Consider the following 22,746-nt stretch of genomic DNA (forward strand, 5'->3'; position numbering starts at 1 on the left):
CGCGCCCGCCCGGCGCGGACCGGCGCAGGCTGCACGCGCGGCCCGGCGCATTTGCGTCGGCGGCACGCCGCCGCTAAGGAGCGGGCGTTCCGGGAGCGCCTGCGTTGACCCCTCACCAGATCGCCGCGGTCGTCGTCGCCGCGGGCCGCGGCATCCGCGTCGGCGGCGGCACGCCCAAGCAGTACCGGCGCGTCGGCGGCCAGGCGGTCCTGACCCGCACCCTGGCGGCGCTCGCCGCCCATCCGGGGATCGGCCGCATCCAGGCGGTGATCGCCGCCGACGCGGCGGCGTTCTACCGCGACTGCCTCGGCGACCTCGATCCCGCGGCGCGGGCGAAGCTCGCCGCGCCCGTGGAGGGCGGCGCGACCCGCCAGGCCTCGGTGCGGGCGGGGCTCGAGGCGCTCGCCCGGGACGGCGCCCCGGACCTGGTCCTGGTGCACGACGCCGCCCGCCCCTTCGTGGATGCGCCGCTGATCGACCGGGCGCTCGCGGCGGCCGGGGCCCACGGCGCCGCGGTGCCGGGCGTGCCCGTCAGCGACACCATCAAGGTGGTGGAGGCGGACGGCCGCGTGCGCGGGACGCCGCCGCGGGAGAGCCTGCGCGCGGTGCAGACCCCGCAGGCCTTCCGCTTCCCCGCGCTCCACGCGGCGCACCGGGCCGCCGCCGCGGAGGGGCTCGACGCCTTCACGGACGACGGGGCCCTCGCCGAGTGGGCCGGGCTCGCGGTCGCGGTCTTCCCCGGCGACCTGCGCAACCGCAAGATCACCCAGGCCGCCGACCTCGCGGAGGCCGACCGCGCCTTCGCGCCCGGCGCCAGCCAGGACGCAGCCATGACCCTTCTCACCCGCCTCGGCACCGGCTTCGACGTGCACGCCTTCACGGAGGGCGACCACGTCTGGCTCGGCGGCGTGCGCATCCCGGCCGACCGGGGCGTGCTCGCCCACTCGGACGGCGACGTGGTGCTGCACGCCCTCACGGACGCGATCCTGGGGGCGCTCGCCGACGGCGACATCGGGGTCCACTTCCCCCCGAGCGACCCGCGCTGGCGCGGCGCCTCCTCGGACCGGTTCCTCGCCGACGCCGTGCGGCGCGTCGCCGAGCGCGGCGGCGTGATCGACCACCTCGACATCACCGTGCTGGCGGAGGCGCCGCGCATCGGCCCGCACCGGGAGGCGATCCGGGCCCGCATCGCGGCGGTCGCCGGCGTGCCGCTGTCGGCGGTCTCCATCAAGGCGACCACGACCGAGGCGCTCGGCTTCGTCGGCCGGGCCGAGGGGCTGGCGGCCCAGGCCGCCGCCACCGTGCGGCTGCCGGCGGAGGCCGGCGCATGATCGCCGATCCGGCCCTCGTCACCCGGGCGGGCGTCCTGATCGCGGCCTACCGCGAGCGCCAGCGCCGGATCGTCACCGCCGAATCCTGCACCGGCGGCCTCGTGGCGGCCCTGCTCACCGAGGTGGCGGGGTCCTCGGCGGTGGTGGAGCGCGGGTTCGTCACCTACTCGAACGAGGCCAAGGCCGAGATCCTGGGCGTCGATTTCTGCCTGATCTCCACGCACGGCGCGGTGAGCGAGCCCGTCGCCCGCGCCATGGCGGAGGGCGCCCTGGCGCAGTCCCGCGCCGACGTCGCGCTCGCCGTCACGGGCATCGCCGGGCCGGGGGGCGCCACCGCCGCGAAGCCGGTCGGCCTCGTGCATTTCGGCCTCGTGGCGGCCGGCCGGGCGACGCGCCACCTGGAGCGGCGCTACGGCGACCTCGGCCGCTCCGAGGTGCGCCGCCGCGCCGTCGCGGACGCGCTCGGGCTCCTGGAGACCGCCCTGGAGGAGGTGTGAGCGCCCCGGGCGATCCCCTCGGGCGGCGCTCTCCCCGGCGGGGGACGGCCGCGCTGGCGCCGGCGGGCCGGGGCGCGTAGAACGGGCGCCCTCGACGGACGGTAACGCCCGCGGCCGCCCGCGCCGCGGCTCCCGGGAGGACGTGCGATGCTGTGGATCGGAGCGGCCGTCCTGGCCGCCGTGCTGCTGCGCCCCGCGGCGGCCGACGCGCAGGCGGCCGAGCCGCGCTGGGTCACGGCCTGGGCGGCCTCCGTCCAGGGTCCCTACCCGGTCGGCAACCCGTCGGCGCAGCCCGACCAGGCCTTCGCCTTCCCGGACCCCCGCGAGGGCGCCCGCGACCAGACCCTGCGGCTCGTGCTGCGGCCCGACGCCTGGGGGCGGCAGGCCCGCCTGCGCGTCTCGAACGCCTTCGGGACGCGGCCCCTCACCCTCGACGGCGTCCATGCCGGCCTGCACCTCGGCGGCGGCGCCGTGGTGCCGGGCACCAACCGGCCGGTCCTGTTCGGCGGGCAGGCCCGCGTGACCGTTCCGCCCGGGGGCGAGGCCTGGTCCGATCCCGTCGCGCTGCCCTTCGCGGCCGATCCGGACGCCCCCCTGCTCGCCGGCCGCAAGCTCGCGGTCTCGTTGCACGTCGCCGGCGCCAGCGGCCCGATGACCTGGCACGCCAAGGCGCTCCAGACCTCCTACGTCACCGCCCCCGGCGCCGGCGCCCGGGGCGCCGAGGAGGGCGAGGCCGCCTTCCCGTACGCGACCGCCTCGTGGTTCTTCCTCGACGCCGTCGACATGGCGGCGACGGCGCCGACGCCCGTCGTGGTGGCGTTCGGCGACTCGATCACCGACGGCACCGCCTCGACCATGAACGGCGACGACCGCTGGCCCGACGTACTCTCGCGCCGCCTGCACGCCCTGCGCGGCAACCGGGTCGCGGTCGTCAACGCGGGCATCGGCGGCAACCAGGTCGTCGGCCCGGCGCAGTACGGGCCGGACGCGCCCTTCCCGGGCGGTCCCTCCGCGCTCGCGCGGCTCGACCGGGACGTGATCCGCCTCTCGGGCGTCGCCAGCGTGATCTGGCTCGAGGGCATCAACGACTTCAGCCGCAACGGCGAGGCCACGCTCGCGGCGGTCGAGGCCGGGATGCGCGAGGGCGTGGCGCACCTGCGCGCCGGCATCCCGGGCGTGCGGGTCGTCGGCGCCACCCTGACGAGCGCGAAGGGCAGCACGAGCCCCGCCCACGGGCATCCCGAGCAGGACGAGAAGCGCCGCGGCCTCAACGCCTTCATCCGCGGCTCGGGCCTGTTCGACGCCGTGGCGGACTTCGACGCGGCGACCCTCGACCCGGGGACGGGCTCCCTGCGCCCCGAGATGGTCCCGGAGAGCACCACCGGCGGCAGGGGCGACCGCCTCCACCCCAACCGCGCCGGCTACGTGGCGATGGGGTCGGGCCTCGACCCGGCCGCGGTGCTGCCCGGCCCCTGAGGGCGGGCCGGGCGTCGGGGCGGCTGCTGCCGCCCTTCAGGCCCTGGCGTAGAGCCGGTCGGCCCGGCTCTCGAACGCGTCGGTGAACTTGCGGAAGGCCCGGTCGAACATCTTGCCCATCAGGAGCCCGAGGGCGAGGCTCTTGAACTCGTAGGTGATGTAGAACTCGACCACGCAGCCCCCGCCCGGGGCCTCGCGGAAGGTCCAGCGGTTCTCGAGGTGGCGGAACGGGCCGTCGATGTACTCGGCGACGATGCGGAAGTTGGGGCGGTCGAGGCGCACCCGGGTGGTGAAGTGCTCCGAGATCGCCTTGTAGCCGACGCCCATGTCGGCGACGAGCACCTGGGTGCCGTCCTCGCCCTCCTGCCGGCGCAGCACCCGCAGGGACTCGCAGAGGGGCAGGAATTCCGGGTAGCGCTCCACGTCGGCCACGAGGTCGAACATCTCGGCCGGGCTGTGCCGGACGGTGCGGGTGGTGCGGAAGTTCGGCATGGTCGCTCTAACGGGTTCCGATCCGGTCGCGCCGGGCCTGCTGCAACCGGGCGAAATCCTCGCCGGCATGGTGGGAGGAGCGGGTGAGCGGCGTCGCCGAGACCAGCAGGAAGCCCTTGGCGTAGGCGGTGGTCTCGTAGGCCTTGAAGGCGTCCGGGGTCACGAAGGCCAGGACCGGGTGGTGCTTCCGCGTCGGCTGCAGGTACTGGCCGATGGTGAGGAAGTCGACCTCGGCCGAGCGCAGGTCGTCCATGAGCTGGAGCACCTCGTTGCGCTCCTCGCCGAGGCCCACCATGATGCCGGACTTCGTGAACAGGGTCGGGTCGAGCTCCTTCGCCCGCTGCAGCAGGCGGATGGAGTGGAAGTAGCGGGCGCCGGGGCGGACCGTGAGGTACTTCGACGGCACGGTCTCGAGGTTGTGGTTGAACACGTCGGGGCGGGCCGCGACCACCGCCTCGAGGGCGCCGTCCTTGCGCAGGAAGTCGGGGGTCAGCACCTCGATGGTGGTGCCGGGGCTCTCGGCCCGGATCGCCCCGATCACCGCCGCGAAGTGGGCCGCGCCCCCGTCGGCGAGGTCGTCGCGGTCGACCGAGGTGATCACCACGTGGTGCAGGCCGAGCTTGCGCACCGCCTCCGCCACCCGGCCGGGCTCCTCGGCGTCGAGGGCCTCCGGCATCCCGGTGCGCACGTTGCAGAAGGCGCAGGCCCGCGTGCAGGTGTCGCCCATGATCATGAAGGTGGCGTGCTTCTTCTCCCAGCACTCGCCGATGTTGGGGCAGCCCGCCTCCTCGCAGACCGTGACGAGGCCGTTCTCGCGCACGATCGCGTGGGTCTCGGCCCACTTGGGCGAGCCCGGCGCCTTGACGCGGATCCAGTCCGGCTTGCGCAGGATCGGCTGGTCGGGCCGGTGCGCCTTCTCCGGATGACGCGGCCGCTGGTCGTTGCGCAGGAGGTCGAGGACGACAGCCATGGAGGGATGGGCCCGGCGGAAGCGCCCGCGAACCCCTCGCGGCGCGGCCCTGACTTAAGGTGTCCGCGCCCCCGGGGCAAATGGGGCGTGACGCGCCGCCGCGTGCCGCCCCGCCGCCGGCCTCCGGCCTCCGGCCGCTCCGGGCCGGCGTGCCGGCCGTCAGTACGTCGACCGCTGCCCGCGGACGGCCCGGAAGACCGTGATGACGATGATGGCGCCGACCGTGGCGGAGATCAGGTTGCGCCAGAAGCCGAAGATCGGGATGTGGAACTGCGCCGCCAGGAAATTGCCGACGAGGCCGCCGATGATCCCCATCACGATGTTGGCCAGCAGGCCCATGTTGGAGGAGGTGAACTTCTCCGCGAGCCAGCCCGCCAGCGCCCCGATGACGATCGCCATCAGGAAGCCCACGCCCGGCTGCCCGAGCGCCCCGTACACGTGCCCGTCCATGTAGTGTCCCCTTGCGTGAAGCCCTGCACGGCTGCGCGGGCCGGCCCGAGGCCCGCGAGCGGGGCCGCTCGCGGGCCCCCGGCACCTAACGGCGACGGCGCGGCCCCGGTTGCATCGCCGCGCCGGCCCGGTGCCGCAGGGGCAGGCCGGCGCGGGACGCGGCAGCTCCCTGCGGCGGCGTCCCTCAGGGCCCCGGGCCCGGCCACGTGCCGAGGCAGAAGCGGACCGCCTGGCTCACCGTGGCGGGCAGCACCGACATGTGGGTCTCCCCGCGCACCTCCGCGAACGCGGCCTCGATGCCCGCGAGGCCCCGCAGGCGCTCCACCATGCGGCGGGCATCCGCCACGAGTCCCTCCTGCTCGCACCCGCCCACCGTGACGAGCACGCGCCTTCCCGCCGGCCCGCCGCCCGAAGCGGCGAAGCGCTCGGCCGATCGCAGCAGGATGCCGTCCTCCCACCCGACCGACGGGCTCGCGGCGACCCAGTGGGTGAAGGCCTCCGGCCGGTTGAACAGGGCGTAGAGCACGAACAGGCCGCCGAAGGAGTGGCCGTAGATCCCCTGGCGCCCCGCGTCGACGGGCAGCCGGCGCGCGACCGCGGGCCTCAGGTCGGACTCGAGGAAGGAGAGGAAGCGCGCGGCGCCGCCGGTGCGGACCTCCGGCCCGCCGGGCGCGAAGGGCGGATAGGTCCGGCCGGGCGGCGGGCTGAGGTCGAAGCCGCGGCGCAGGGCGTCGTAGGGCGCCTCGGTCGGGTAGCCGACCGCCACGAGGACCGCCCTCGCCGTGCCGGTCCCGCCCGGATAGGCCTCCTGGACCCGCAGGGCGTCGACGGCCGTGGCGAAGACGGCGTTGCCGTCGAGGAGGTAGAGGACGGGCCAGCCGGCCTCCGGCGCCGCGCCGGCGGGCCGGCGCAGGAAGATGCGGTACGGCGCGCCGCCGGCCGCGGGCGCGAGGTCGAACCGCACCGCGCCCGGCAGGGTCACGGGCTCGTCGTGCGGGGGGCTTTGGCGCGAGGGGCTTTGGCGCGGAGCGCTGTCTCGCGAGGGGCTTTCTCGCGAGGGGTCGTCGGGCGGGGCGGCGCCGGTCGCGGGGCCCTGCGGCGGCCCGTCCCGCGGCGCCCGCCCGCTCAATAGTGCGGCACCGTGCGGCGCTCCACCAGGGGCGCCTCCATGCGGAAGTGCAGGCCCGTGGGCTTGAAGTCGAAGCGGATGTCGGCCCCGCACTGCACCGTCAGCACGCGCTGGAGCAGGGTCGAGCCGAACCCCCGGCGGGTCGGCTCCCGGGTGTGGGGACCGCCGCGCTCGGTCCAGTCGAGGCGCAGGCTGCGGCCGGCCCCGGCCTGGGCGATGCTCCAGCTCACCGCGATGTGCCCCTCCGGCACCGAGAGCGCGCCGTGCTTGGCGGCGTTGGTGGTCAGCTCGTGGATCGCCATCCCGGTCGGCACCGCGAGGTCGGCCGTCAGCTCGACCGCCGGCCCCTCCAGGGCGATGCGCCGGCCGGAGGCGTCGTTGTAGGGGCCGAGCTCGTTCTCCAGCATCTCCTGGAGCGAGGCCATCTGCCAGTAATCCTCGGTCAGGAGGTTGTGGGTCTTGGCGAGCGAGATCACCCGGGCCGAGAAGCTCTGGTAGAACCCCTCGACGCTGGTGGCCGAGCGGGCCGAGGCCCCGAGCAGGGCCTGCACGGTGGCGAGCGTGTTCTTCACCCGGTGGTGCAGCTCGCGGATCAGCAGGGCCTGGCGCTCGGCGGTCTGCTGGCGCTCGTGCAGGAAGGCCGCGGCCTCGCGCTGGCGCCGGCGCGCCCGCACGGCGAAGCGGGCCGCCGTGACGAGGGTCGCGGGGTGGAACGGCCGCTCCAGCAGGGTGACGTTGCCGAGGGATTCCATCAGGCCCGGGTCGGGCGGCGTGCCCCGCAGGGTCAGGAGCACGAACGGGTAGTCCGACCACGGCTCCTGCCCGGCGATGAAGGCCGCCAGCGCCTGCCGGTCGACGGCCAGCAGGGCCTCCTCGGTGATGACCGCGCAGCTGCCCGCGCCGAGCTCGGCCACGAGCCCGGGCAGCGAGGCGCAGGTCCGCGACCGGATGCCGGCCTCGGAGAGGATCGCGGTCGCGACCGCGGCGTCGCGGCCCGAAGGGGCGAGAACCAGGACCGGAGGGTCACTCTCTCTCATCGGTGTTCCGGTCGGCCGCGTCCTGCCGGGCCAGGGGCTGGCCGGGCTTGCCCTCGAAGGTCGGCACGCCGGTCAGGACACCCCGAGAGGCCGTGAGCGGCTCGCCGACACGCAAACCCCCGCCGTCGATCCCGAGTTCCCGAATGGTGTCCTGGTGCGGTCCCGCCCGCTTCTTGACCACGCGGACGGCCCGGCGCAAGTGCCCGGACGCCTCGACGAAGCGAAACAGCACGATGGTGTCGCTGAGGTAGGTCAGGTCGACGGTCGCCGACATCTGGCCGGCGGGCCCGTGCCGGGCGGGGACCAGCAGCGTCGTCACGCCCTGCTGGTTGAGGTTAAGCCAGGAGCTCATGCCTCTGGAGGAGCAGGAACTGCGCCCCGGGCCTCGCGGTGTGGTGGCCCGGCAGCGAGAGGCAGCGCGCGCCCTTGAGCGCGCCGTCGAGCGGGAATTGCGGCGCCGGCGTGGTCTTGCCCGAGCCGGGCCTGCCCTCGATCAGGCGGGCGCGGTCGGCCGCGCCGCCCTCCAGGATGTCGTCGAGCCCCAGCACGCCGGCCGGGGCCGGGTCGGCAGGGGATGGTGTCGTCACGGACGGGAGCGGTCGGCAGGAGAGGCCTGTCCGTCCCGCCCCCGCCAGATGGCGCACCCGCCTGCACCCCGTCCCGACGGCCGGCCCCGCCGCCGCGAAGCTTCGGCGGCCGGCCCAGGCCGCCGGAATCGGGGTCTGTATTGACGTGACCGCTCGTAATGCGATGTTATGCCTGCAAGACCTAACGTCATGGGTCGGGCGAATACGGTTTCGTGTGCGCGGGAGCACATCCCGAACCGGTGCATCTTGTTAGACCGTGGTACGGCTCCAGGGCGTGTCCCTCGCCGGGTGACGCGTCCCGCAAACCGCCTCAGGGGGTGTTCGATGGGCAACCCGCAGCTCCATCACCACGCCGACGGCTCGGTCCACTACACCTATTGCTGGCCCGAGACCGTCGAGGCCCTGCCGGCCTGCGAGCCTCCCGCCGCGGCGGGGTGGGGCTCGCGCCTCCGGTCGGGCGCCGGCGTGGGAACGGCGGCCCTCGGGCTCGCCGTCGCGGCGTTCTGGCTGACCATGCTGGGCGATCCGCCGGTCTCCCGGGCCGCCCTGCCGCGGTCCGCCGACGTCTGCGCCAATGCCGGCCACGCGGTGCGGGTCTGGTTCGAGGCCGAGACCGCGCGCCGGGCCCGGGTCGGGTCGTCGCCGAACCAGAACGCCTTCAACAGCCTCCTGCTCTGGTACCGCTCCGCCGAGAGCGGCTGCGCGGCCGGCAGCACCCGGGAGGCCGTGCGCAGCTTCCAGGCCCTCGAGCGGATGATCGCCGGTCTCGACGGCCGGCGGCAGGACCGGGAGGACCGCGAGGATTGAGGGCCCGCCCGCTCGCGCGGGCGACGCCCCGATGCGGCGCCCGCCGGGGATCGTGACCTCGGGCTTTCGCCCGGGGATCTTGCGCCGGGGGACCGTTCGGGCTTGGCTGTCCCGGGACGACCGGGAGGCGGGGATGGGCGTGGGCTTGGATGGCCTGACCTTCGTGCTGGTGCACGGGGCCTGGCACGGCGGCTGGTGCTGGGTCCGGGTCGCCGACCGGCTGCGGGCGGCGGGCCACCGGGTCCTCGCCCCCACCTGCACGGGCCTGGGGGAGCGCGCCCACCTCCTCGACCGCAACCTCACCCTCGACACCTTCGGGCGCGACGTCGCCGGGGTGATCGTGGCGGAGGAGCTGCGGGACGTGATCCTGGTCGGGCACTCGTTCGGAGGCCTCGCCATCAGCGCCGTCGCGGACGCGATGCCGGAGCGCCTGCGCCACCTCGTCTACCTCGACGCCATGATCGTCGAGCCCGGCCGGGCGCCGTTCGACGTGCTGCCCCCCGAGGTGGCGGCGGCCCGCCGGCGGGCCGCCGCGGAGTCGAGCGGGTCCCTGAGCCTGCCGGCGCCGCCGGCCGCGGCCTTCGGGGTCCTCGACCCGGACGATGCCGCCTGGGTGGAGCGGCGCCTGACCCCGCACCCGCTCGGCACCTACGAGAGCCCGCTGACGATCCGCGGCCCCGTCGGCAACGGGCTGCCCCGCACCTACGTCGACTGCACCGACCCGTCCTATCCGGCCCTCGACGGCGTCAAGGCCTGGGTGCGCCGCCAGCCCGGGTGGGGCTGGCGCGAGCTCGCGACGGGCCACGACGCCATGGTGAGCGCGCCCGACGCGCTCGCGGCGCTCCTCTGCGGGCTCGGCCGCGCCTGATCCGCGCGGCCGGGCGCGCCTCGTCCCCGCGCCCCGGCCGCGGGCTCGAGGGCCGCCGGCCTACCCCATGGTCACGGTGGTGTGGGCGGGGTCGATCTCGATCAGCCGCAGGCCGAAGGCCCGGCCCTCCTGGGCCTCCCAGTCGGCGAGGGCCGCGTTGACCCGGTCGGGTCCGTCCTCCGCGAGGGTGCGGCTGCCGACCGGCTCCTCGATCGCGTGCATGACGTCGCCCATCAGCCGCTCCCGGGCCGGGCCGTCCGCCGGCCCCGCGGCGCCGCAATAGGCGGCGACGATCTGCTGCGACAAGGCCTCGATCACGGCCTGGTTCACGAACGTCATGGCCATGCCCGTCTCCTCCCCGTGGGGCGCCGGCCGGGTCCCGGTCCGCGCCGCGTTGCCCTGACAACGCGGCCGAGCCGGCCCGGTGCCGGCGGCCGGTCCCGCGGGGCCTCAGCCCGACTGGCCGGCGGCCCGGTGGGTGGCGAGCTCCACCACCTCGGCCGAGGGCGCCTCGCCCTTCGGGCCCGGGTTCATCATGAAGATCACGGGGCTGCGGGGCATATAGCCGGGATTGCGGCGCAGGTTGAGGAGCGGCTGCAGCTCCACCGCCGCGAGGTCCTTCAGCGTGGCGTCGCGCCAGACGTGGCCCGGCGAGGCCGCCCGGGCGAAGGGCCACCAGGACCGGCGCTCCATCTCGACCTGCAGGACGAGCCTGCCCGTCAGGGTTTTGCGGAAATTGAAGCGACCCGTGACGGCCATGACGCGTCCTCCACTCGGGCCAGCCTGGCCCACGCGGCTTAGCATCACACTAACATGGGGCGGCGCGGGGCGGCGGGAAAGCGGCCCCGGGTCGGCCCGGGGCGCCGCGGCGGCGCTTTTCTCCCCGCCCCCGCCCCCCTACACCTTGGCTCCCTGCACCTTTCCCCCCGCACCTCGTCCCCCGCCACCTCGCCCCCGTGCCGCGTCGCCTCCCCGCGGGCCGCGCGGCCCGGCCGCCTCGGGACCGCCCCGCCGATGCCCCCTCGCCGCCTCGCCCTCACCGCGGACCTGATCGCCCGCGCCCACCCGGCGCCCGTCGCCGACGACGCGGGCGGCATGGCGCTCCTCGACGAGGCGGAGACCGACGCGCGCCTCGACGCCGCCCTGGCCGCCGGGCCCGGCGATCCCGGGGTGCTCTGGCTCTTCGCCTACGGCTCCCTGATGTGGCGGCCGGACTTCGCCTTCGCCGAGCGCCGGACCGCGACGGTGCGGGGCTGGCACCGCCGCTTCTGCCTCTGGCAGCGGCGGTTCCGGGGCACGCCGGAGCGGCCCGGGGTGATGCTGGCCCTCGACCGGGGCGGCCAGTGCCGGGGGATCGCCTACCGGCTCGCCGGCGACGACCTGCGGGCGGTCGTGCGGCCGGTCTGGCGGCGCGAGATGCGGGGCCGCGGCTACGCGGCCCGCTGGCTCGTCGCCGCGGCGCCCGAGGGCGCGGTGCCGGCCCTCGCCTTCGTGGCCGACCGGGCCGGCCCGCGCTACGCCGGCCGGCTCCCGGACGCGCAGATCGCCGAGCGCATCGCCCTCGCCTGCGGCCATCTCGGCCCGAGCGCCGAGTACCTCCTCAACACCGTGGCGGCCTGCGAGGCGCTCGGCATCCGCGACCGCCACCTCTGGGCCATGCAGGCCCTGGTGGCCGAGCGGCTCGGCGCCGGCCCCTGACCCGGAATGTCCACCGGAAAATGCGCGGCGCACGCCTTGACGAAGTGGGGGATCGCACGCATGTCCGTCGGGTCCGCGCCGCCCGGACTCGAATCGGGCGCGCGGCATCACCGGACATCCAACGACCCCATGCCCAGCGACAGTAGTCGACGGACCGCCCGCCTCGGTGCCTCCTGCGTGACCCGCGCCTGATCGCCTGATCCGGCTCGCCCGCAACCGGCCCGGACGCGGCCGGTCGAACGAGGTGAGCCATGACCCTGACGACGACGCGCCCCCGCCCGGGCGTAGCCGCCCTCCGCCGTGACCGCAGCGTTGCCGTGGTCCTCCTCCTGATGCTGGCCCTGGTCTTCGGCCCCGCCATCGGCCTGCACGTCGCCGTGAGCCTGCTCGGCCCGGGCGCCGCGACCGCCGCCGGGACGCCCGACGGGCTCGCCGCGGTCCCGCTCACGGCCCGGGACGCGCCCGGCTGAGGAGCGCCGGGGTGACGGCGCCGGCCCGGCGGGGCCGCGGCGCCCCGCCCGGCGCGCGGGTCCCCCGGCCGCCGGGGCGCCTTCCCGCCGGGACGCAAACCCGATAGGGCTCGACGCCATGTCGACCGAATCCTCCCCCGGGTCCATCGCCGTCGCGGTCGGTGCCGTCCGCTTCGGCAACCACCTGCCGCTCGCCCTGATCGCCGGTCCCTGCGCCCTCGAGGGCCGCAGCCACGCCCTCGAGGTCGCCGCGGCCCTGAAGGAGATCGCGGCCGGCCTCGGCCTCGGCCTCGTCTTCAAGGCGTCCTTCGACAAGGCCAACCGCACCTCCGCCGGCTCCTCCCGCGGCCTCGGCCTCGCCGAGGCCGCGCCGATCTTCGCCGAGATCCGCGAGCGCCTCGGTCTCCCGGTCCTCACCGACGTGCACGAGGCCGGGCAGTGCGCCGCGGTGGCGCAGGCCGTCGACGTGCTGCAGATCCCGGCCTTCCTGTGCCGCCAGACCGACCTGCTGCTCGCCGCCGCCGCCACCGGGCGGGTTGTGAACGTCAAGAAGGGCCAGTTCCTGGCCCCCTGGGACATGGCGCACGTCGCCGCCAAGCTGACCGGGGCCGGCAACCCGAACGTGCTCGTCACCGAGCGCGGCGCCTCGTTCGGCTACAACACCCTGGTGTCGGACATGCGGTCGCTGCCGATCATGGCCCGGGTCACCGGCGGCCTGCCGGTGGTGTTCGACGCCACCCACTCGGTGCAGCAGCCGGGCGGCCAGGGCGCGACCTCGGGCGGCCAGCGGGAGTTCGTGCCGGTGCTGGCCCGGGCCGCGGTGGCCGTCGGGGTCGCGGGCGTCTTCATCGAGACCCATCCCGATCCCGACCGGGCGCCCTCGGACGGCCCCAACATGGTGCCGCTGCGCGAGATGCCGGCGCTCATGGCCGAGCTCCAGGCCTTCGACCGGCTGGCGAAGGGGCGCGGCACCTGACGTCCGGCCCGGCCGTGCGCGCCGCCGATTCGCCCGCCCGCCTGATCGCGGTCCTGTCCGCCGGCGGCTTCGCCAGCACCTTCGCGGGCCGCGTGGTCGAGCCGCTGGTCGGGGTGCTGGCCCGCGACCTCGCGAGCCCGCCCGCCACCGTGGCGCTGCTCTCCACCGCCTTCGCGCTGCCCTACGCGCTGATCCAGCCGGTGCTCGGCCCCGTCGGCGACGCCCTGGGCAAGGAGCGCGTCATGGCGGCCTGCCTGGGGGTCCTGACCCTGGCGCTCGTCGCCTGCGTCTTCGCCGGGGGCATCGGCCCGCTGTTCGGCCTGCGCATGTTGGCGGGCGCCGCGGCCGGGGGCGTCATCCCGCTCTCGCTTGCCATGATGGGCGACCGCATCCCGATGGAGCGCCGGCAGGTGGCCATCGGCCGCTTCCTCGTCGCGGTGATCCTGGGCCAGCTCTCGGGCTCGACCTTCGCGGGCCTGATCGAGGGGGAGATCGGCTGGCGCGGGGTGTTCGTGCTCGCGGCCGTCGTCGGGGGCCTGGGCTGCGGGGCCGTGACCCTGGGCTTCGGCCGCGCCCTGCGGGCGGCCGGCGGGCGCCTCGCCTTCGGGCCCGCCCTCGCGCGCTACCGCGCGATCCTCGCCAATCCCCGCGCCCGGGTGCTGTTCGGCGCGGTCTTCGTCGAGGCGATCGCGGTGTTCGGGATATTCCCGCACCTCGCGCACCTGATCGAGGCCCGCGGCGAGGGCGGACCCCGCGAGGCCGGCCTGGTGCTGGCGGGCTTCGCGGCCGGCGGGCTCGTCTACTCCCTCGCGGTCGGGCTCATCCTGCGCCTGCTCGGCCAGACCCGGATGCTCGTCGTCGGCGGCGCGACCGCGGGACTCGCCCTCGTGGTGGTGGGCCTGGCGGGAGCCTGGCAGGTCGACGCCGCGGCGCTGATGGTGCTCGGCCTCGGCTACTACATGCTGCACAACACCTACCAGGTGCAGGTGACCGAGGTGGCCCCGCAGGCCCGCGCCTCGGCGGTGGCGCTGCACGCCTTCTCGTTCTTCTGCGGGCAGGCCCTCGGGGTCGCGGTGCTGGGGTTCGGCCTGACCACGCTCGGCCAGTTCCCGGCCCTCGCGCTCTGCGCCCTCGCCATCGCGCTGCTCGGCCTCGGCACGGCCTGGCGGCTCGCCCGGCCGGGCTGACGGCCGCCGCCCGCGGGCACGGGCACGGGCACGGGCGCGGCCCGTCGCGGCCCGATCCGGAACCGAGCGCGGCCACGCTCGTTGCCCTCCCCATATGGCCTCAGCAACCCGGAGATCCTGATGCGCAAGCTGGCACTCATCCCGGCCGTCGCCGTGGCGCTCGGCATGGTGGCGACCGCCGCGCCGTCCCCGGCGCAGGCCCAGGGCTGGAAGCGGGGCCATTACGGCCAGGGCCACGGCTACGGCCGCGGCTACGCCGGACGGCCCTACGCCTACGGGCAGCGCCGCCGCGGCCTCTCGACGGGGGCCGCCGTCGGCCTCGGCATCGCGGGCGCCGCCGCGGCGACGATCGCGGGCGCGGCCGCGGCCGACGCCGCCCGCCGCAACGGCTACTACGGCGCGCCCGCCCCGGCCTACGGGTACGGTGCTCCGGCTTACGGCTACGGCGCCCCCGCGTACGGCTACGATCCCGAGTACTGAGCCGGACCGCCGGTTCCGGACCGGGGGCGGCCGGGGCGAACCGGCCGCCCCCGTCGCGCGCGGAGCCTGTCGCGCGCGGGGGCTACCGGGCCCGGTAGGGCGGCACGCCCTGGTCGGGCAGCCAGACGGAGGCCGGCGGGGCGCCGGTCTGCCAGAACACGTCGATCGGGATGCCGCCGCGCGGGTACCAGTAGCCGCCGATGCGCAGGAACCGCGGCTCCAGCAGCGCCGTCAGGCGGCGGCCGATGCCCACGGTGCAGTCCTCGTGGAAGGCGCCGTGGTCGCGGAAGCTGTGCAGGTAGAGCTTCAGCGACTTCGATTCCACGAGCCAGCGGTCCGGCACGTAGTCGATCACCAGGATGGCGAAGTCCGGCTGGCCGGTGACCGGGCAGAGCGAGGTGAATTCCGGCGCCGTGAAGCGGGCGAGGTAGTCCGTGTCCGGGTGCGGGTTCGGCACGCGGTCGAGCTGCGCCTCCTCGGGCGAGCGCGGCTGCGCGCTGGCGCGCCCGAGCTGAGGGGAAGCGTGCGGCGAGGGTGAGGCGTGCGTCATGCCGCCCATATAGGCGCGCGCGGGCCCGGGCGGTACCGGCCCCGCGCCCCCGCCCCGCACACTCCTGGGGTGCTTGCCGCGGGCGTCGTCTTGGCAGATAAGCCCGCCGTGACGGCAGCCTGCCCGAGAGATCCCTCCTCATGACCGCGATCACCAACATCGCCGCCCGCCAGATCCTCGACAGCCGGGGCAACCCCACGGTCGAGGTCGACGTGCTCCTGGAGGACGGCTCCTTCGGCCGCGCCGCCGTGCCCTCCGGGGCCTCGACCGGCGCCCACGAGGCAGTGGAGCTGCGCGACGGCGACAAGGGCCGCTACGGCGGCAAGGGCGTGCTCAAGGCCGTGGCGGCGGTCAACGGCGAGATCCTCGACGCCGTCGGCGGCATGGACGCCGAGGAGCAGGTCGCCATCGACGAGGCCATGATCGAGCTCGACGGCACGCCCAACAAGGCGCGCCTCGGCGCCAACGCCATCCTGGGCGTCTCCCTGGCGGTCGCCAAGGCCGCCGCCGAGGCCGCCGGCCTGCCCCTCTACCGCTACGTCGGCGGCACGCAGGCCCGCGTGCTGCCGGTGCCGATGATGAACATCATCAACGGCGGCGCGCACGCCGACAACCCGATCGACTTCCAGGAATTCATGATCATGCCGGTGGGCGCCGGCTCGCTCGCCGAGGCGGTGCGCTGGGGCTCGGAGGTCTTCCACACCCTCAAGGGCGCCCTGAAGAAGGCCGGCCACAACACCAACGTGGGCGACGAGGGGGGCTTCGCCCCCAACCTGCCCTCGGCCGAGGCCGCGCTCGACTTCGTCATGGAGTCGATCCGCGCCGCCGGCTTCGAGCCGGGCCGGGACATCGTGCTGGCGCTCGACTGCGCGGCGACCGAGTTCTTCAGGAACGGCGCCTACGTGTACGAGGGCGAGGGCCAGACCCGCGACCCCGGGGCCCAGGCCGCCTACCTGGCCAAGCTCGTCGACGCCTACCCGATCCTGTCGATCGAGGACGGCATGGCGGAGGACGACTGGGCCGGCTGGAAGGCGCTCACCGACGCGGTCGGCGGCCGCTGCCAGCTCGTGGGCGACGACCTGTTCGTCACGAACGTCGCGCGCCTGTCCGAGGGCATCCAGAAGGGCACCGCCAACTCGATCCTGGTCAAGGTCAACCAGATCGGCTCCCTCACCGAGACGCTCTCGGCCGTCGACATGGCCCACCGCGCCGGCTACACCGCGGTGATGTCCCACCGCTCCGGCGAGACCGAGGACGCGACGATCGCCGACCTCGCCGTCGCGACGAATTGCGGGCAGATCAAGACCGGCTCGCTCGCCCGCTCCGACCGGCTCGCCAAGTACAACCAGCTCATCCGCATCGAGGAGGGCCTGGGCGCGCAGGGCCGCTACCTGGGGCGCGGGGCGCTGAAGGTCGCCTGACTTCTCGGCGCAGGGGCTTTCCGGCCCCTGCGCGCCGACGCGATCACGCGTCGCAGGCCGCCTCCGGGCGGCCTTTGGCTCGAGCGCGGATGCCTCGGGCCCGCAGGGGCGCGAACACCACCGCGTTGCCGGCGAGCACCAGGGCGAAGCCGAGGGCGGCGAGCGGCGTCACCCGGTAGCCCTCGGCGAAGACCGAGATCGTGAGCGCCACCACCGGGAACAGCACGGTCATGTAGGCGGCCTTCTCGGGCCCGATCCGGTGCACCACCGTCAGGTAGGCGGTGAAGCCGATCACCGAGCCGGGGATCGCGAGGTAGAGGAGCGCCCCGACATAGGCGGGCGACGGGTCGAAGCCGAACGGCACGCCGCGCAGGGCGGCGACCGTCGCCACCAGGGCGGCGCCGCAGAGCATCCCGTAGGCGTTCACCGTGGCGACGGGCAGCCCGTGGCGCTGGTTGCGGGCCGAGACGAGGTTCCCGGCCGAGAAGAACCAGGTGCCGAGGAGCGCCAGGCCGAGGCCGAGAGCGGTGTCCCGGTCGAGCGCGGTGCCGACGAGGGTGTCCCGGAACAGGCAGGCGATGCCGAGAAGCCCGATCACCGCCCCGGCGAGCACCCGGGGTGCCGGGCGGCGGCGGTGAAACAGGGCGGCGTTGGCGACATTGAACACGGTGGCTGCCGAGAACACCACCGAGACGATCCCGCTCGGGACCGAGCGCGCCGCCAGGTAGAAGCAGGCGAAGTTGCAGGAGAACAGGCACAGCGCCTGCAGGAGCACGAAGGGCTGGTGCCGCCACGGAATCGGTCTCAGCCGCCCGGTCAGCCCGAGGGCGCAGACCAGGACGGCGCCCGCGAGGGCGAAGCGGTAGGCGATCGAGGCCTCGGGGGCGACGGGGCCGAGCTGGTGCTTGATGGCGATCCAGGTCGTACCCCAGATGAGCACGGTCAGGGCGTACAGGAAGGCGGTCACGGTTCCGGGTTCCGATGGCGGGGGCGAGACCCCCGGATAGACCGGGTCCGGACCGGCCGGCTCCCCCGTCCCGGCGGCGGCGTTGCCCGTTCTTGGGGCTTTCTCATCCGGGAGGCGGCCGGCTCCGTTGCCGCCGACGGCGGCCGGGCCCTACGGTCGGTGCGCGACTCCCGATCCACGCCGCATGACCGAGCCGAACCCCGACGTCCGCGATGCCCTGTCCCGCACCGGAGCGGCGCTCCTGCGCAGCGCCGAGATCGGGCGCGGGCTCTCGCTCGCCGAGTGGCGGAACCGCGACAACCGCGCCCGCTACGACCGGCCGGACCACCACACCCTGAGCCTCTACCTCGAGGGCGGCGAAGGCGTGGTGCGGGAGGACGGCGCCCTGTCGGGCGGCGGGCCGGACAGGCTCTGCCTGCTTCCCGCCGGCCACGAGAGCCGGTGGCTGATCGGCGGGCCCTTGCGGATGGTCCATCTCTACGTCGCGCCCGAGACCCTGGCCTACCAGGCGGCGAGCACCCTCGACGTCGATCCCCGCGCCGTCTCGTTGCGCGAGCTGACCTTCGCGGAGGATCCCGCCACCGCGATGCTGATGCGCGGCGCCGTGCTGCCCCTCGACTGGGCGGCGGGCGCCGACCGGATGGCGCTCGGCGCCGCCTGCCACCTCCTGCTCCACGCCATCCTGCGGCGCCATGCCGGCCTCGGGCAGGCGCGGGCGGTCAGGGGCGGCCTCGCACCCGCGGTCCGCCGTCGCATCGCCGCGCTGATCGAGGCGCGCCTCGCCGAGGCGCTGACCCTCGAGATGCTGGCCGACGAGGCGGGCCTGAGCACCTTCCACTTCGCCAAGATGTTCAAGGCGAGCTTCGGCCTGGCGCCGCACCGCTACGTGACCGAGCGGCGGATCGCGCGGGCGAAGGACCTGCTGCTGGAGCGGCGGGCGAGCCTCGCGGCGATCGCCTTGTCCTGCGGCTTCGCCTCGCAGAGCCACTTCACCCGCCGCTTCGCCCAGGCGACCGGCCTCACGCCGGCGGCGTGGCGCGGTGCCGCCTGACCCGTGCGGATCAGCGTCCCGCGTCACGCCGCCGGTTCGCCGGCGCGCCTCACGCTGAGCTGCAGGCCGGGCGCCCGCAGGACCGCCCGCACGGTCTCGAAGTTCGGATCGCCGGTCCGCGGGAGCGCCTTGTACAGGCTCTCGCGGCTCAGGCCCGCCTCGCGGGCGATCCGGGTCATCCCGCGGGCCCGGGCGACGATCCCGGTTGGTTCGTGCCTCGATCCGCAGCGCTGCCTTCCGGTCGGAGAGGCCATCGATCCCGGCGCCGCAGGCGGTGGTTCTCGACCCTACCTTGTTGAACCCCGAGGGCTACGGAACCGCCAGGGTGCGCGCGCCGCATCGAGGCAGGGCTGCAATCCACCTTGAGCCTTCCTTAACCCTCCGGTCCCATCCTCGCCCGCATGGTTGTCCGTCGCCGCGCCCGTGCCATCCTGCTGCCCCTCGGCCTCTACGCCGTGTCGGTCCTCGTCGTCGGCTACTTCCTGCACGAGGCGGAGAGCGGCAACCGCGGCCTCGAGGCCAAGCGCGCGCTCAAGATCCAGGCCTACGGGCTCCAGCAGGAGCTCGACGCCGCCAGGGCCGACCGGGGCGAGTGGGAGCGGCGCGTGGCCCTGCTGCGCAGCGACCAGATCGACCGCGACCTCCTGGAGGAGCGCGCCCGGGTCATCCTCGGCCGGGTCCACCCGAACGACGTCGTGATCATCGCGCCCTGAGCGGGCGAACCGGGCGCGAAACGCCCCTGTCGGCCGGCCGGCACGGCGTCTCCCGTGCGGCTTTCGGCCCCCAAGCCCTCGATTTCCGCCGATCCGTGCCCTAGAAGCTGTCCGACTAAGGTAGCAGCCGGGAGGGTGCCGATGGATGCCGCGAAAGAGGCGCGCCGCGGGAGCGACAAGACCCGCGAGAAGGCGGCTCCACCGGTGCCGGCCTCGAACGCGCCGGCCTTCAGCCGCGACGAGGACCTGCACGCCTATCGCGAGATGCTCCTGATCCGCCGCTTCGAGGAGAAGGCCGGCCAACTCTACGGCATGGGCCTGATCGGCGGCTTCTGCCACCTCTACATCGGCCAGGAGGCCGTGGTGATCGGCGTCCAGATGGCGTCGACGGACGGCGATCAGGTGATCACCGGCTACCGCGACCACGGCCACATGCTGGCCTGCGGCATGGAGCCGAAGGGCGTGATGGCCGAGCTGACCGGCCGCCGCGGCGGGTATTCCCGCGGCAAGGGCGGCTCGATGCACATGTTCTCCCGCGAGAAGAACTTCTACGGCGGCCACGGCATCGTGGGCGCCCAGGTCTCGCTCGGCACCGGCATCGGCTTCGCCAACAAGTACCGCGAGGACGGCGCCGTCAGCCTGACCTACATGGGCGACGGCGCGGCCAACCAGGGCCAGGTCTACGAGAGCTTCAACATGGCGCAGCTCTGGAAGCTGCCCGTGGTCTACGTGATCGAGAACAACCGCTACGCCATGGGCACCTCGGTCTCGCGCGCCTCGGCCCAGACCGACTTCTCGAAGCGCGGCGTCTCCTTCGGCATCCCGGGCGAGCAGGTCGACGGCATGGACGTGCGCGCCGTGCGCGAGGCCGCCCGGCGCGCCATCGGCCACGCCCGCGACGGCGAGGGACCCTACATCCTCGAGATGCAGACCTACCGCTACCGCGGGCACTCCATGTCCGACCCGGCCAAGTACCGGACCAAGGACGAGGTCGCGCGCATGCGCGAGGAATCCGATCCCATCGAGCAGGTGCGCAAGCGGCTCCTCGGCCCCCACGGGGTGCCGGAGGACGAGATCAAGGCAGTCGACGCCAAGGTGCGGGGGGTCGTGAACGAGGCGGCGGAGTTCGCCACGAGCGATCCCGAGCCGGATCCCTCCGAGCTCTGGACCGACATCCTGCTGGGCTGACGAGAGCCCGCCCCTCCTCCCGGATCGACAGAGTACCCCATGGCGACCGACATCCTGATGCCTGCCCTCTCGCCGACGATGGAGCAGGGCAAGCTGGCGAAGTGGCTCAAGAAGGAGGGCGACCCGGTCAAGGCCGGCGACATCCTGGCGGAGATCGAGACCGACAAGGCCACCATGGAGGTCGAGGCCGTCGACGAGGGCGTGCTCGCCAAGATCCTGATCGCCGACGGCACCGACAACGTCGCGGTCAACACCCCGATCGCGGTGCTGGCCGGCGAGGGCGAGGACCCGGCCGGCGTCGAGGCCGGCCCCAAGCCGAACGGCGCGGCCGGGTCCGGGGGCGCCAACTCGGCCGATGCCAGGGCGGCCGATGCCAAGGCGGGCGACGCCAAGTCCGGGGACGCCAAGTCGGGCGGCCAGCCGGCGCCGAGCCCCGACATGCAGGCCGAGGGCCGGGCCGGGCGCCCGGCCCCCGCCACGAAGTCCGGCGACGACGGGCCGGTCGGGACGCCGGCCGCCCCGGCCGTGGTCGCGAGCCGCACCGACGACCGGGCGATGGCCGAGGTCCCGGAGGGCACCGAGATGGTGACCCAGACCGTGCGCGAGGCCCTGCGCGACGCCATGGCGGAGGAGATGCGCCGGGATGCCGGCGTCTTCATCATGGGCGAGGAGGTCGCCGAGTACCAGGGCGCCTACAAGATCACCCAGGGCCTCCTGCAGGAGTTCGGGGCCAAGCGCGTCGTCGACACGCCGATCACCGAGCACGGCTTCGCGGGCGTCGGCGTCGGCGCGGCCTTCACGGGCCTCAAGCCCATCGTCGAGTTCATGACCTTCAACTTCGCCATGCAGGCGATCGACCAGATCATCAACTCGGCCGCCAAGACCCTCTACATGTCGGGCGGGCAGCTCGGCTGCCCGATCGTGTTCCGCGGCCCCAACGGCGCCGCCGCCCGGGTGGCCGCGCAGCACAGCCACGACTACGCCGCCTGGTACTCCAACGTGCCGGGCCTCAAGGTGGTGATGCCCTACACGGCCTCGGACGCCAAGGGCCTGCTCAAGAGCGCCATCCGCGATCCCAACCCGGTGATCTTCCTCGAGAACGAGATCCTGTACGGCCAGTCCTTCCCGGTGCCGAAGCTCGACGACTTCACGGTGCCGATCGGCAAGGCGAAGGTCCACCGCGAGGGAGCCGACGTGACCCTGGTGTCGTTCGGCATCGGCATGACGTACGCGCTCAAGGCCGCCCACGCCCTCGCCGAGGAGGGCATCGAGGCCGAGGTGATCGACCTGCGCACCATCCGGCCGATGGATTCCGGGACGGTGGTGGATTCGGTGAAGAAGACCGGCCGCTGCGTCACCGTCGAGGAGGGCTTCCCGCAATCGGGCGTCGGCGCCGAGCTCGCCGCGCGCCTGATGGTCGACGCCTTCGACTACCTCGACGCGCCGGTCCTGCGCATCACCGGCAAGGACGTGCCGATGCCCTACGCGGCGAACCTCGAGAAGCTGGCGCTGCCGACCGTCGGCGAGGTGGTCGAGGCGGCCAAGGCCGTCTGCTACCGGTAGGCGGCATGGCGGACGCTCCCCCCTTCGAGGCCCTCGCGGTCCCGCCCGACGCCCTGGAGAAGGGCGGCCACGAGGTCCTGCGCGCCGCCGTGGTGGACGGTGCGGTGAGCGTGGCCCTGCGGCGCTCCTTCGACGACCCCTTCACCTGGGGCGTCCTGCTGATCGACCTCGCCCGGCAGGCCGCCCGGGTCTACGCCCTGGAGACCGACCTCTCGGAGGAGGAGGCCTTCGCGCGCATCCGCGACGGGCTGGAGGCCGGGGGCGAGGACCCGTCCGGCCCCCTGAACTGACCGCCCCTCGCACGCCAGCCCTTCAGCATCCGGAAAACCCATGCCGATCAACGTCCTGATGCCCGCCCTGTCGCCCACGATGGAGAAGGGCAACCTCGCCAGGTGGCTGAAGAAGGAGGGCGATGCGGTCAAGTCGGGCGACGTCCTGGCGGAGATCGAGACCGACAAGGCCACCATGGAGGTCGAGGCCGTCGACGAGGGCGTGCTCGCCCGCATCGTGGTGCCGGAGGGCACCGCCGACGTGCCGGTCAACGACCTGATCGCCCTCATCGCCGGCGAGGGCGAGGATCCGGGGAGCGTGCAGGCGGGCGCCGCGGAGGCGCGCACGCCCCCCGCCCAGGAGGCGCCCCCCCGAGAGGCCGCGCCCGGCAAGGCCTCCGGCAAGCCCGCCGGCGAGGCCTCCGGCAAGACGCCCGCCCCGGCGGCCTCGGGCGAGAACCGGACGCCCGGCGGCGGCACCATGGCGTACGGGCGGGTGGACGCGGCGCCGGACGGGGCCGTGCCGTCGGCCAAGCCCGGCGCCGCGCCGCAGGCGGCCAGTGCCGCGC

General features: G+C 74.9%; 29 protein-coding genes. 17 read left to right on the forward strand and 12 right to left on the reverse strand.

Annotation, left to right across the window (positions count from 1 at the left end; translation table 11 throughout):
* Nucleotides 1–104 precede the first annotated feature (104 nt).
* The 3 genes from DT057_RS15910 (at nucleotide 105) to DT057_RS15920 (ending at nucleotide 3,304) form a co-directional block, all read left to right on the forward strand.
* A complete protein-coding gene (locus DT057_RS15910; protein WP_407068074.1) occupies nucleotides 105–1,331 on the forward strand; it encodes a bifunctional 2-C-methyl-D-erythritol 4-phosphate cytidylyltransferase/2-C-methyl-D-erythritol 2,4-cyclodiphosphate synthase in 1,227 nt (408 codons plus the stop codon).
* Nucleotides 1,328–1,828 carry a CinA family protein gene (locus DT057_RS15915; protein WP_128563084.1) on the forward strand — a complete coding sequence of 167 codons (501 nt, stop codon included), beginning with the start codon at nucleotides 1,328–1,330 and terminating at the stop codon, nucleotides 1,826–1,828. Before DT057_RS15910 ends, DT057_RS15915 begins: the two co-directional genes overlap by 4 nt.
* Nucleotides 1,829–1,975: 147 nt before the next feature.
* Nucleotides 1,976–3,304 carry a GDSL-type esterase/lipase family protein gene (locus tag DT057_RS15920; RefSeq protein ID WP_128563085.1) on the forward strand — a complete coding sequence of 443 codons (1,329 nt, stop codon included), beginning with the start codon at nucleotides 1,976–1,978 and terminating at the stop codon, nucleotides 3,302–3,304.
* A 36-nt stretch (nucleotides 3,305–3,340) separates the two neighbouring features.
* Here the strand turns inward: DT057_RS15920 and DT057_RS15925 are convergent, their stop codons facing one another.
* From DT057_RS15925 to DT057_RS37520, 7 genes are all read right to left on the reverse strand, one after another.
* The gene (locus DT057_RS15925) at nucleotides 3,341–3,796 is read right to left on the reverse strand and encodes a type II toxin-antitoxin system RatA family toxin (protein WP_128563086.1); all 456 of its coding nucleotides are present in this window, start codon (nucleotides 3,794–3,796) and stop codon (nucleotides 3,341–3,343) included.
* Nucleotides 3,797–3,803: 7 nt separating this feature from the next.
* Nucleotides 3,804–4,766 (reverse strand): lipoyl synthase, encoded by a 963-nt coding sequence (lipA, locus tag DT057_RS15930; RefSeq protein WP_128563087.1) that lies wholly within the window; start codon nucleotides 4,764–4,766, stop codon nucleotides 3,804–3,806.
* A gap of 159 nt (nucleotides 4,767–4,925) precedes the next feature.
* Nucleotides 4,926–5,216 (reverse strand): GlsB/YeaQ/YmgE family stress response membrane protein, encoded by a 291-nt coding sequence (locus DT057_RS15935; RefSeq protein WP_128563088.1) that lies wholly within the window; start codon nucleotides 5,214–5,216, stop codon nucleotides 4,926–4,928.
* Nucleotides 5,217–5,400: 184 nt separating this feature from the next.
* Nucleotides 5,401–6,198, reverse strand: coding sequence for an alpha/beta hydrolase (locus DT057_RS15940; RefSeq protein ID WP_128563089.1), 798 nt, complete (start codon nucleotides 6,196–6,198; stop codon nucleotides 5,401–5,403).
* A 143-nt stretch (nucleotides 6,199–6,341) separates the two neighbouring features.
* Complete coding sequence (locus DT057_RS15945) at nucleotides 6,342–7,382, reverse strand: sensor histidine kinase (RefSeq protein WP_128563090.1); 1,041 nt, start codon at nucleotides 7,380–7,382, stop codon at nucleotides 6,342–6,344.
* A complete protein-coding gene (locus DT057_RS15950) occupies nucleotides 7,369–7,734 on the reverse strand; it encodes a P-loop NTPase family protein (protein ID WP_407068075.1) in 366 nt (121 codons plus the stop codon). The genes DT057_RS15945 and DT057_RS15950 overlap by 14 nt, the downstream gene beginning before the upstream one ends.
* Complete coding sequence (locus tag DT057_RS37520; RefSeq protein WP_407068076.1) at nucleotides 7,718–7,969, reverse strand: ATPase domain-containing protein; 252 nt, start codon at nucleotides 7,967–7,969, stop codon at nucleotides 7,718–7,720. The genes DT057_RS15950 and DT057_RS37520 overlap by 17 nt, the downstream gene beginning before the upstream one ends.
* Nucleotides 7,970–8,293: 324 nt before the next feature.
* Here DT057_RS37520 and DT057_RS15955 point away from each other — a divergent pair, with 324 nt between their 5' ends.
* Complete coding sequence (locus DT057_RS15955) at nucleotides 8,294–8,776, forward strand: hypothetical protein (RefSeq protein WP_203236293.1); 483 nt, start codon at nucleotides 8,294–8,296, stop codon at nucleotides 8,774–8,776.
* Nucleotides 8,777–8,909: 133 nt separating this feature from the next.
* Nucleotides 8,910–9,644, forward strand: a complete 735-nt coding sequence (locus DT057_RS15960) for an alpha/beta fold hydrolase (RefSeq protein ID WP_128563091.1) — start codon at nucleotides 8,910–8,912, stop codon at nucleotides 9,642–9,644.
* A gap of 60 nt (nucleotides 9,645–9,704) precedes the next feature.
* Here the strand turns inward: DT057_RS15960 and DT057_RS15965 are convergent, their stop codons facing one another.
* Both DT057_RS15965 and DT057_RS15970 read right to left on the reverse strand, forming a co-directional pair.
* On the reverse strand, nucleotides 9,705–9,989 hold the full coding sequence (locus tag DT057_RS15965; RefSeq protein ID WP_128563092.1) for a hypothetical protein: 285 nt from the start codon (nucleotides 9,987–9,989) through the stop codon (nucleotides 9,705–9,707).
* Between the two features lie 105 nt (nucleotides 9,990–10,094).
* Nucleotides 10,095–10,403 (reverse strand): hypothetical protein, encoded by a 309-nt coding sequence (locus DT057_RS15970; RefSeq protein ID WP_128563093.1) that lies wholly within the window; start codon nucleotides 10,401–10,403, stop codon nucleotides 10,095–10,097.
* 255 nt (nucleotides 10,404–10,658) lie between these two features.
* On the opposite strand from DT057_RS15970, the gene DT057_RS15975 reads away from it, so the two are divergent.
* From DT057_RS15975 to DT057_RS15995, 5 genes are all read left to right on the forward strand, one after another.
* The gene (locus tag DT057_RS15975; RefSeq protein ID WP_128563094.1) at nucleotides 10,659–11,342 is read left to right on the forward strand and encodes a gamma-glutamylcyclotransferase; all 684 of its coding nucleotides are present in this window, start codon (nucleotides 10,659–10,661) and stop codon (nucleotides 11,340–11,342) included.
* Between the two features lie 251 nt (nucleotides 11,343–11,593).
* Complete coding sequence (locus DT057_RS15980) at nucleotides 11,594–11,812, forward strand: hypothetical protein (protein ID WP_128563095.1); 219 nt, start codon at nucleotides 11,594–11,596, stop codon at nucleotides 11,810–11,812.
* Between the two features lie 118 nt (nucleotides 11,813–11,930).
* Entirely contained in the window at nucleotides 11,931–12,788 is an 858-nt protein-coding gene (gene kdsA, locus DT057_RS15985; protein ID WP_128563096.1) for a 3-deoxy-8-phosphooctulonate synthase, read from the forward strand.
* 14 nt (nucleotides 12,789–12,802) lie between these two features.
* Nucleotides 12,803–13,975, forward strand: coding sequence for an MFS transporter (locus tag DT057_RS15990; RefSeq protein ID WP_128563097.1), 1,173 nt, complete (start codon nucleotides 12,803–12,805; stop codon nucleotides 13,973–13,975).
* Nucleotides 13,976–14,095: 120 nt separating this feature from the next.
* Nucleotides 14,096–14,455, forward strand: a complete 360-nt coding sequence (locus DT057_RS15995; protein ID WP_128563098.1) for a hypothetical protein — start codon at nucleotides 14,096–14,098, stop codon at nucleotides 14,453–14,455.
* An 82-nt stretch (nucleotides 14,456–14,537) separates the two neighbouring features.
* On the opposite strand, the gene queF is transcribed toward DT057_RS15995, so the two are convergent.
* A complete protein-coding gene (queF, locus tag DT057_RS16000) occupies nucleotides 14,538–15,005 on the reverse strand; it encodes a preQ(1) synthase (protein ID WP_128563099.1) in 468 nt (155 codons plus the stop codon).
* A gap of 140 nt (nucleotides 15,006–15,145) precedes the next feature.
* On the opposite strand from queF, the gene eno reads away from it, so the two are divergent.
* Nucleotides 15,146–16,426 (forward strand): phosphopyruvate hydratase, encoded by a 1,281-nt coding sequence (gene eno / locus DT057_RS16005; RefSeq protein ID WP_128563100.1) that lies wholly within the window; start codon nucleotides 15,146–15,148, stop codon nucleotides 16,424–16,426.
* A gap of 43 nt (nucleotides 16,427–16,469) precedes the next feature.
* Here the strand turns inward: eno and DT057_RS16010 are convergent, their stop codons facing one another.
* The gene (locus DT057_RS16010) at nucleotides 16,470–17,393 is read right to left on the reverse strand and encodes a DMT family transporter (protein WP_128563101.1); all 924 of its coding nucleotides are present in this window, start codon (nucleotides 17,391–17,393) and stop codon (nucleotides 16,470–16,472) included.
* Nucleotides 17,394–17,577: 184 nt separating this feature from the next.
* Between DT057_RS16010 and DT057_RS16015 the strand changes: the two genes are divergently transcribed.
* Nucleotides 17,578–18,444, forward strand: coding sequence for a helix-turn-helix transcriptional regulator (locus DT057_RS16015; protein ID WP_128563102.1), 867 nt, complete (start codon nucleotides 17,578–17,580; stop codon nucleotides 18,442–18,444).
* A 23-nt stretch (nucleotides 18,445–18,467) separates the two neighbouring features.
* Here the strand turns inward: DT057_RS16015 and DT057_RS16020 are convergent, their stop codons facing one another.
* Nucleotides 18,468–18,698: an addiction module antidote protein gene (locus DT057_RS16020; RefSeq protein ID WP_128563103.1), complete on the reverse strand. Its 231-nt coding sequence runs from the start codon at nucleotides 18,696–18,698 to the stop codon at nucleotides 18,468–18,470.
* 147 nt (nucleotides 18,699–18,845) lie between these two features.
* Here DT057_RS16020 and DT057_RS16025 point away from each other — a divergent pair, with 147 nt between their 5' ends.
* The 5 genes from DT057_RS16025 to DT057_RS16045 form a co-directional block, all read left to right on the forward strand.
* On the forward strand, nucleotides 18,846–19,157 hold the full coding sequence (locus DT057_RS16025) for an FtsB family cell division protein (protein ID WP_128563104.1): 312 nt from the start codon (nucleotides 18,846–18,848) through the stop codon (nucleotides 19,155–19,157).
* Nucleotides 19,158–19,298: 141 nt separating this feature from the next.
* Nucleotides 19,299–20,345: a pyruvate dehydrogenase (acetyl-transferring) E1 component subunit alpha gene (gene pdhA, locus DT057_RS16030; protein WP_128563105.1), complete on the forward strand. Its 1,047-nt coding sequence runs from the start codon at nucleotides 19,299–19,301 to the stop codon at nucleotides 20,343–20,345.
* Between the two features lie 39 nt (nucleotides 20,346–20,384).
* The gene (locus tag DT057_RS16035) at nucleotides 20,385–21,908 is read left to right on the forward strand and encodes a pyruvate dehydrogenase complex E1 component subunit beta (protein ID WP_128563106.1); all 1,524 of its coding nucleotides are present in this window, start codon (nucleotides 20,385–20,387) and stop codon (nucleotides 21,906–21,908) included.
* A 5-nt stretch (nucleotides 21,909–21,913) separates the two neighbouring features.
* Nucleotides 21,914–22,198 (forward strand): DUF5076 domain-containing protein, encoded by a 285-nt coding sequence (locus DT057_RS16040; protein WP_128563107.1) that lies wholly within the window; start codon nucleotides 21,914–21,916, stop codon nucleotides 22,196–22,198.
* A gap of 40 nt (nucleotides 22,199–22,238) precedes the next feature.
* The coding region (locus DT057_RS16045; protein ID WP_128563108.1) for a biotin/lipoyl-containing protein at nucleotides 22,239–22,746 on the forward strand (508 nt) is incomplete at its 3' end.

It is taken from the genome of Methylobacterium crusticola (genome assembly GCF_003574465.1).
GTDB classification, from domain to species: Bacteria; Pseudomonadota; Alphaproteobacteria; order Rhizobiales; family Beijerinckiaceae; genus Methylobacterium; species Methylobacterium crusticola.

Excerpts from the sequence above, each read along its gene's own strand:
- DT057_RS15935 (WP_128563088.1), bottom strand. The coding sequence starts at position 5,216 with ATGGACGGGCACGTGTACGGGGCGCTCGGGCAGCCGGGCGTGGGCTTC.
- DT057_RS16025 (WP_128563104.1), top strand. The coding sequence starts at position 18,846 with ATGGTTGTCCGTCGCCGCGCCCGTGCCATCCTGCTGCCCCTCGGCCTC.
- lipA (WP_128563087.1), bottom strand. The coding sequence starts at position 4,766 with ATGGCTGTCGTCCTCGACCTCCTGCGCAACGACCAGCGGCCGCGTCAT.
- DT057_RS15975 (WP_128563094.1), top strand. The coding sequence starts at position 10,659 with ATGCCCCCTCGCCGCCTCGCCCTCACCGCGGACCTGATCGCCCGCGCC.
- DT057_RS15970 (WP_128563093.1), bottom strand. The coding sequence starts at position 10,403 with ATGGCCGTCACGGGTCGCTTCAATTTCCGCAAAACCCTGACGGGCAGG.
- eno (WP_128563100.1), top strand. The coding sequence starts at position 15,146 with ATGACCGCGATCACCAACATCGCCGCCCGCCAGATCCTCGACAGCCGG.
- DT057_RS15950 (WP_407068075.1), bottom strand. The coding sequence starts at position 7,734 with ATGAGCTCCTGGCTTAACCTCAACCAGCAGGGCGTGACGACGCTGCTG.
- DT057_RS15925 (WP_128563086.1), bottom strand. The coding sequence starts at position 3,796 with ATGCCGAACTTCCGCACCACCCGCACCGTCCGGCACAGCCCGGCCGAG.
- DT057_RS16040 (WP_128563107.1), top strand. The coding sequence starts at position 21,914 with ATGGCGGACGCTCCCCCCTTCGAGGCCCTCGCGGTCCCGCCCGACGCC.
- DT057_RS15995 (WP_128563098.1), top strand. The coding sequence starts at position 14,096 with ATGCGCAAGCTGGCACTCATCCCGGCCGTCGCCGTGGCGCTCGGCATG.
- queF (WP_128563099.1), bottom strand. The coding sequence starts at position 15,005 with ATGACGCACGCCTCACCCTCGCCGCACGCTTCCCCTCAGCTCGGGCGC.
- DT057_RS15955 (WP_203236293.1), top strand. The coding sequence starts at position 8,294 with ATGGGCAACCCGCAGCTCCATCACCACGCCGACGGCTCGGTCCACTAC.
- DT057_RS16015 (WP_128563102.1), top strand. The coding sequence starts at position 17,578 with ATGACCGAGCCGAACCCCGACGTCCGCGATGCCCTGTCCCGCACCGGA.
- DT057_RS15920 (WP_128563085.1), top strand. The coding sequence starts at position 1,976 with ATGCTGTGGATCGGAGCGGCCGTCCTGGCCGCCGTGCTGCTGCGCCCC.
- DT057_RS15945 (WP_128563090.1), bottom strand. The coding sequence starts at position 7,382 with ATGAGAGAGAGTGACCCTCCGGTCCTGGTTCTCGCCCCTTCGGGCCGC.
- DT057_RS15915 (WP_128563084.1), top strand. The coding sequence starts at position 1,328 with ATGATCGCCGATCCGGCCCTCGTCACCCGGGCGGGCGTCCTGATCGCG.
- DT057_RS15965 (WP_128563092.1), bottom strand. The coding sequence starts at position 9,989 with ATGGCCATGACGTTCGTGAACCAGGCCGTGATCGAGGCCTTGTCGCAG.
- DT057_RS16035 (WP_128563106.1), top strand. The coding sequence starts at position 20,385 with ATGGCGACCGACATCCTGATGCCTGCCCTCTCGCCGACGATGGAGCAG.
- kdsA (WP_128563096.1), top strand. The coding sequence starts at position 11,931 with ATGTCGACCGAATCCTCCCCCGGGTCCATCGCCGTCGCGGTCGGTGCC.
- DT057_RS16020 (WP_128563103.1), bottom strand. The coding sequence starts at position 18,698 with ATGGCCTCTCCGACCGGAAGGCAGCGCTGCGGATCGAGGCACGAACCA.
- DT057_RS15980 (WP_128563095.1), top strand. The coding sequence starts at position 11,594 with ATGACCCTGACGACGACGCGCCCCCGCCCGGGCGTAGCCGCCCTCCGC.
- DT057_RS15960 (WP_128563091.1), top strand. The coding sequence starts at position 8,910 with ATGGGCGTGGGCTTGGATGGCCTGACCTTCGTGCTGGTGCACGGGGCC.
- pdhA (WP_128563105.1), top strand. The coding sequence starts at position 19,299 with ATGGATGCCGCGAAAGAGGCGCGCCGCGGGAGCGACAAGACCCGCGAG.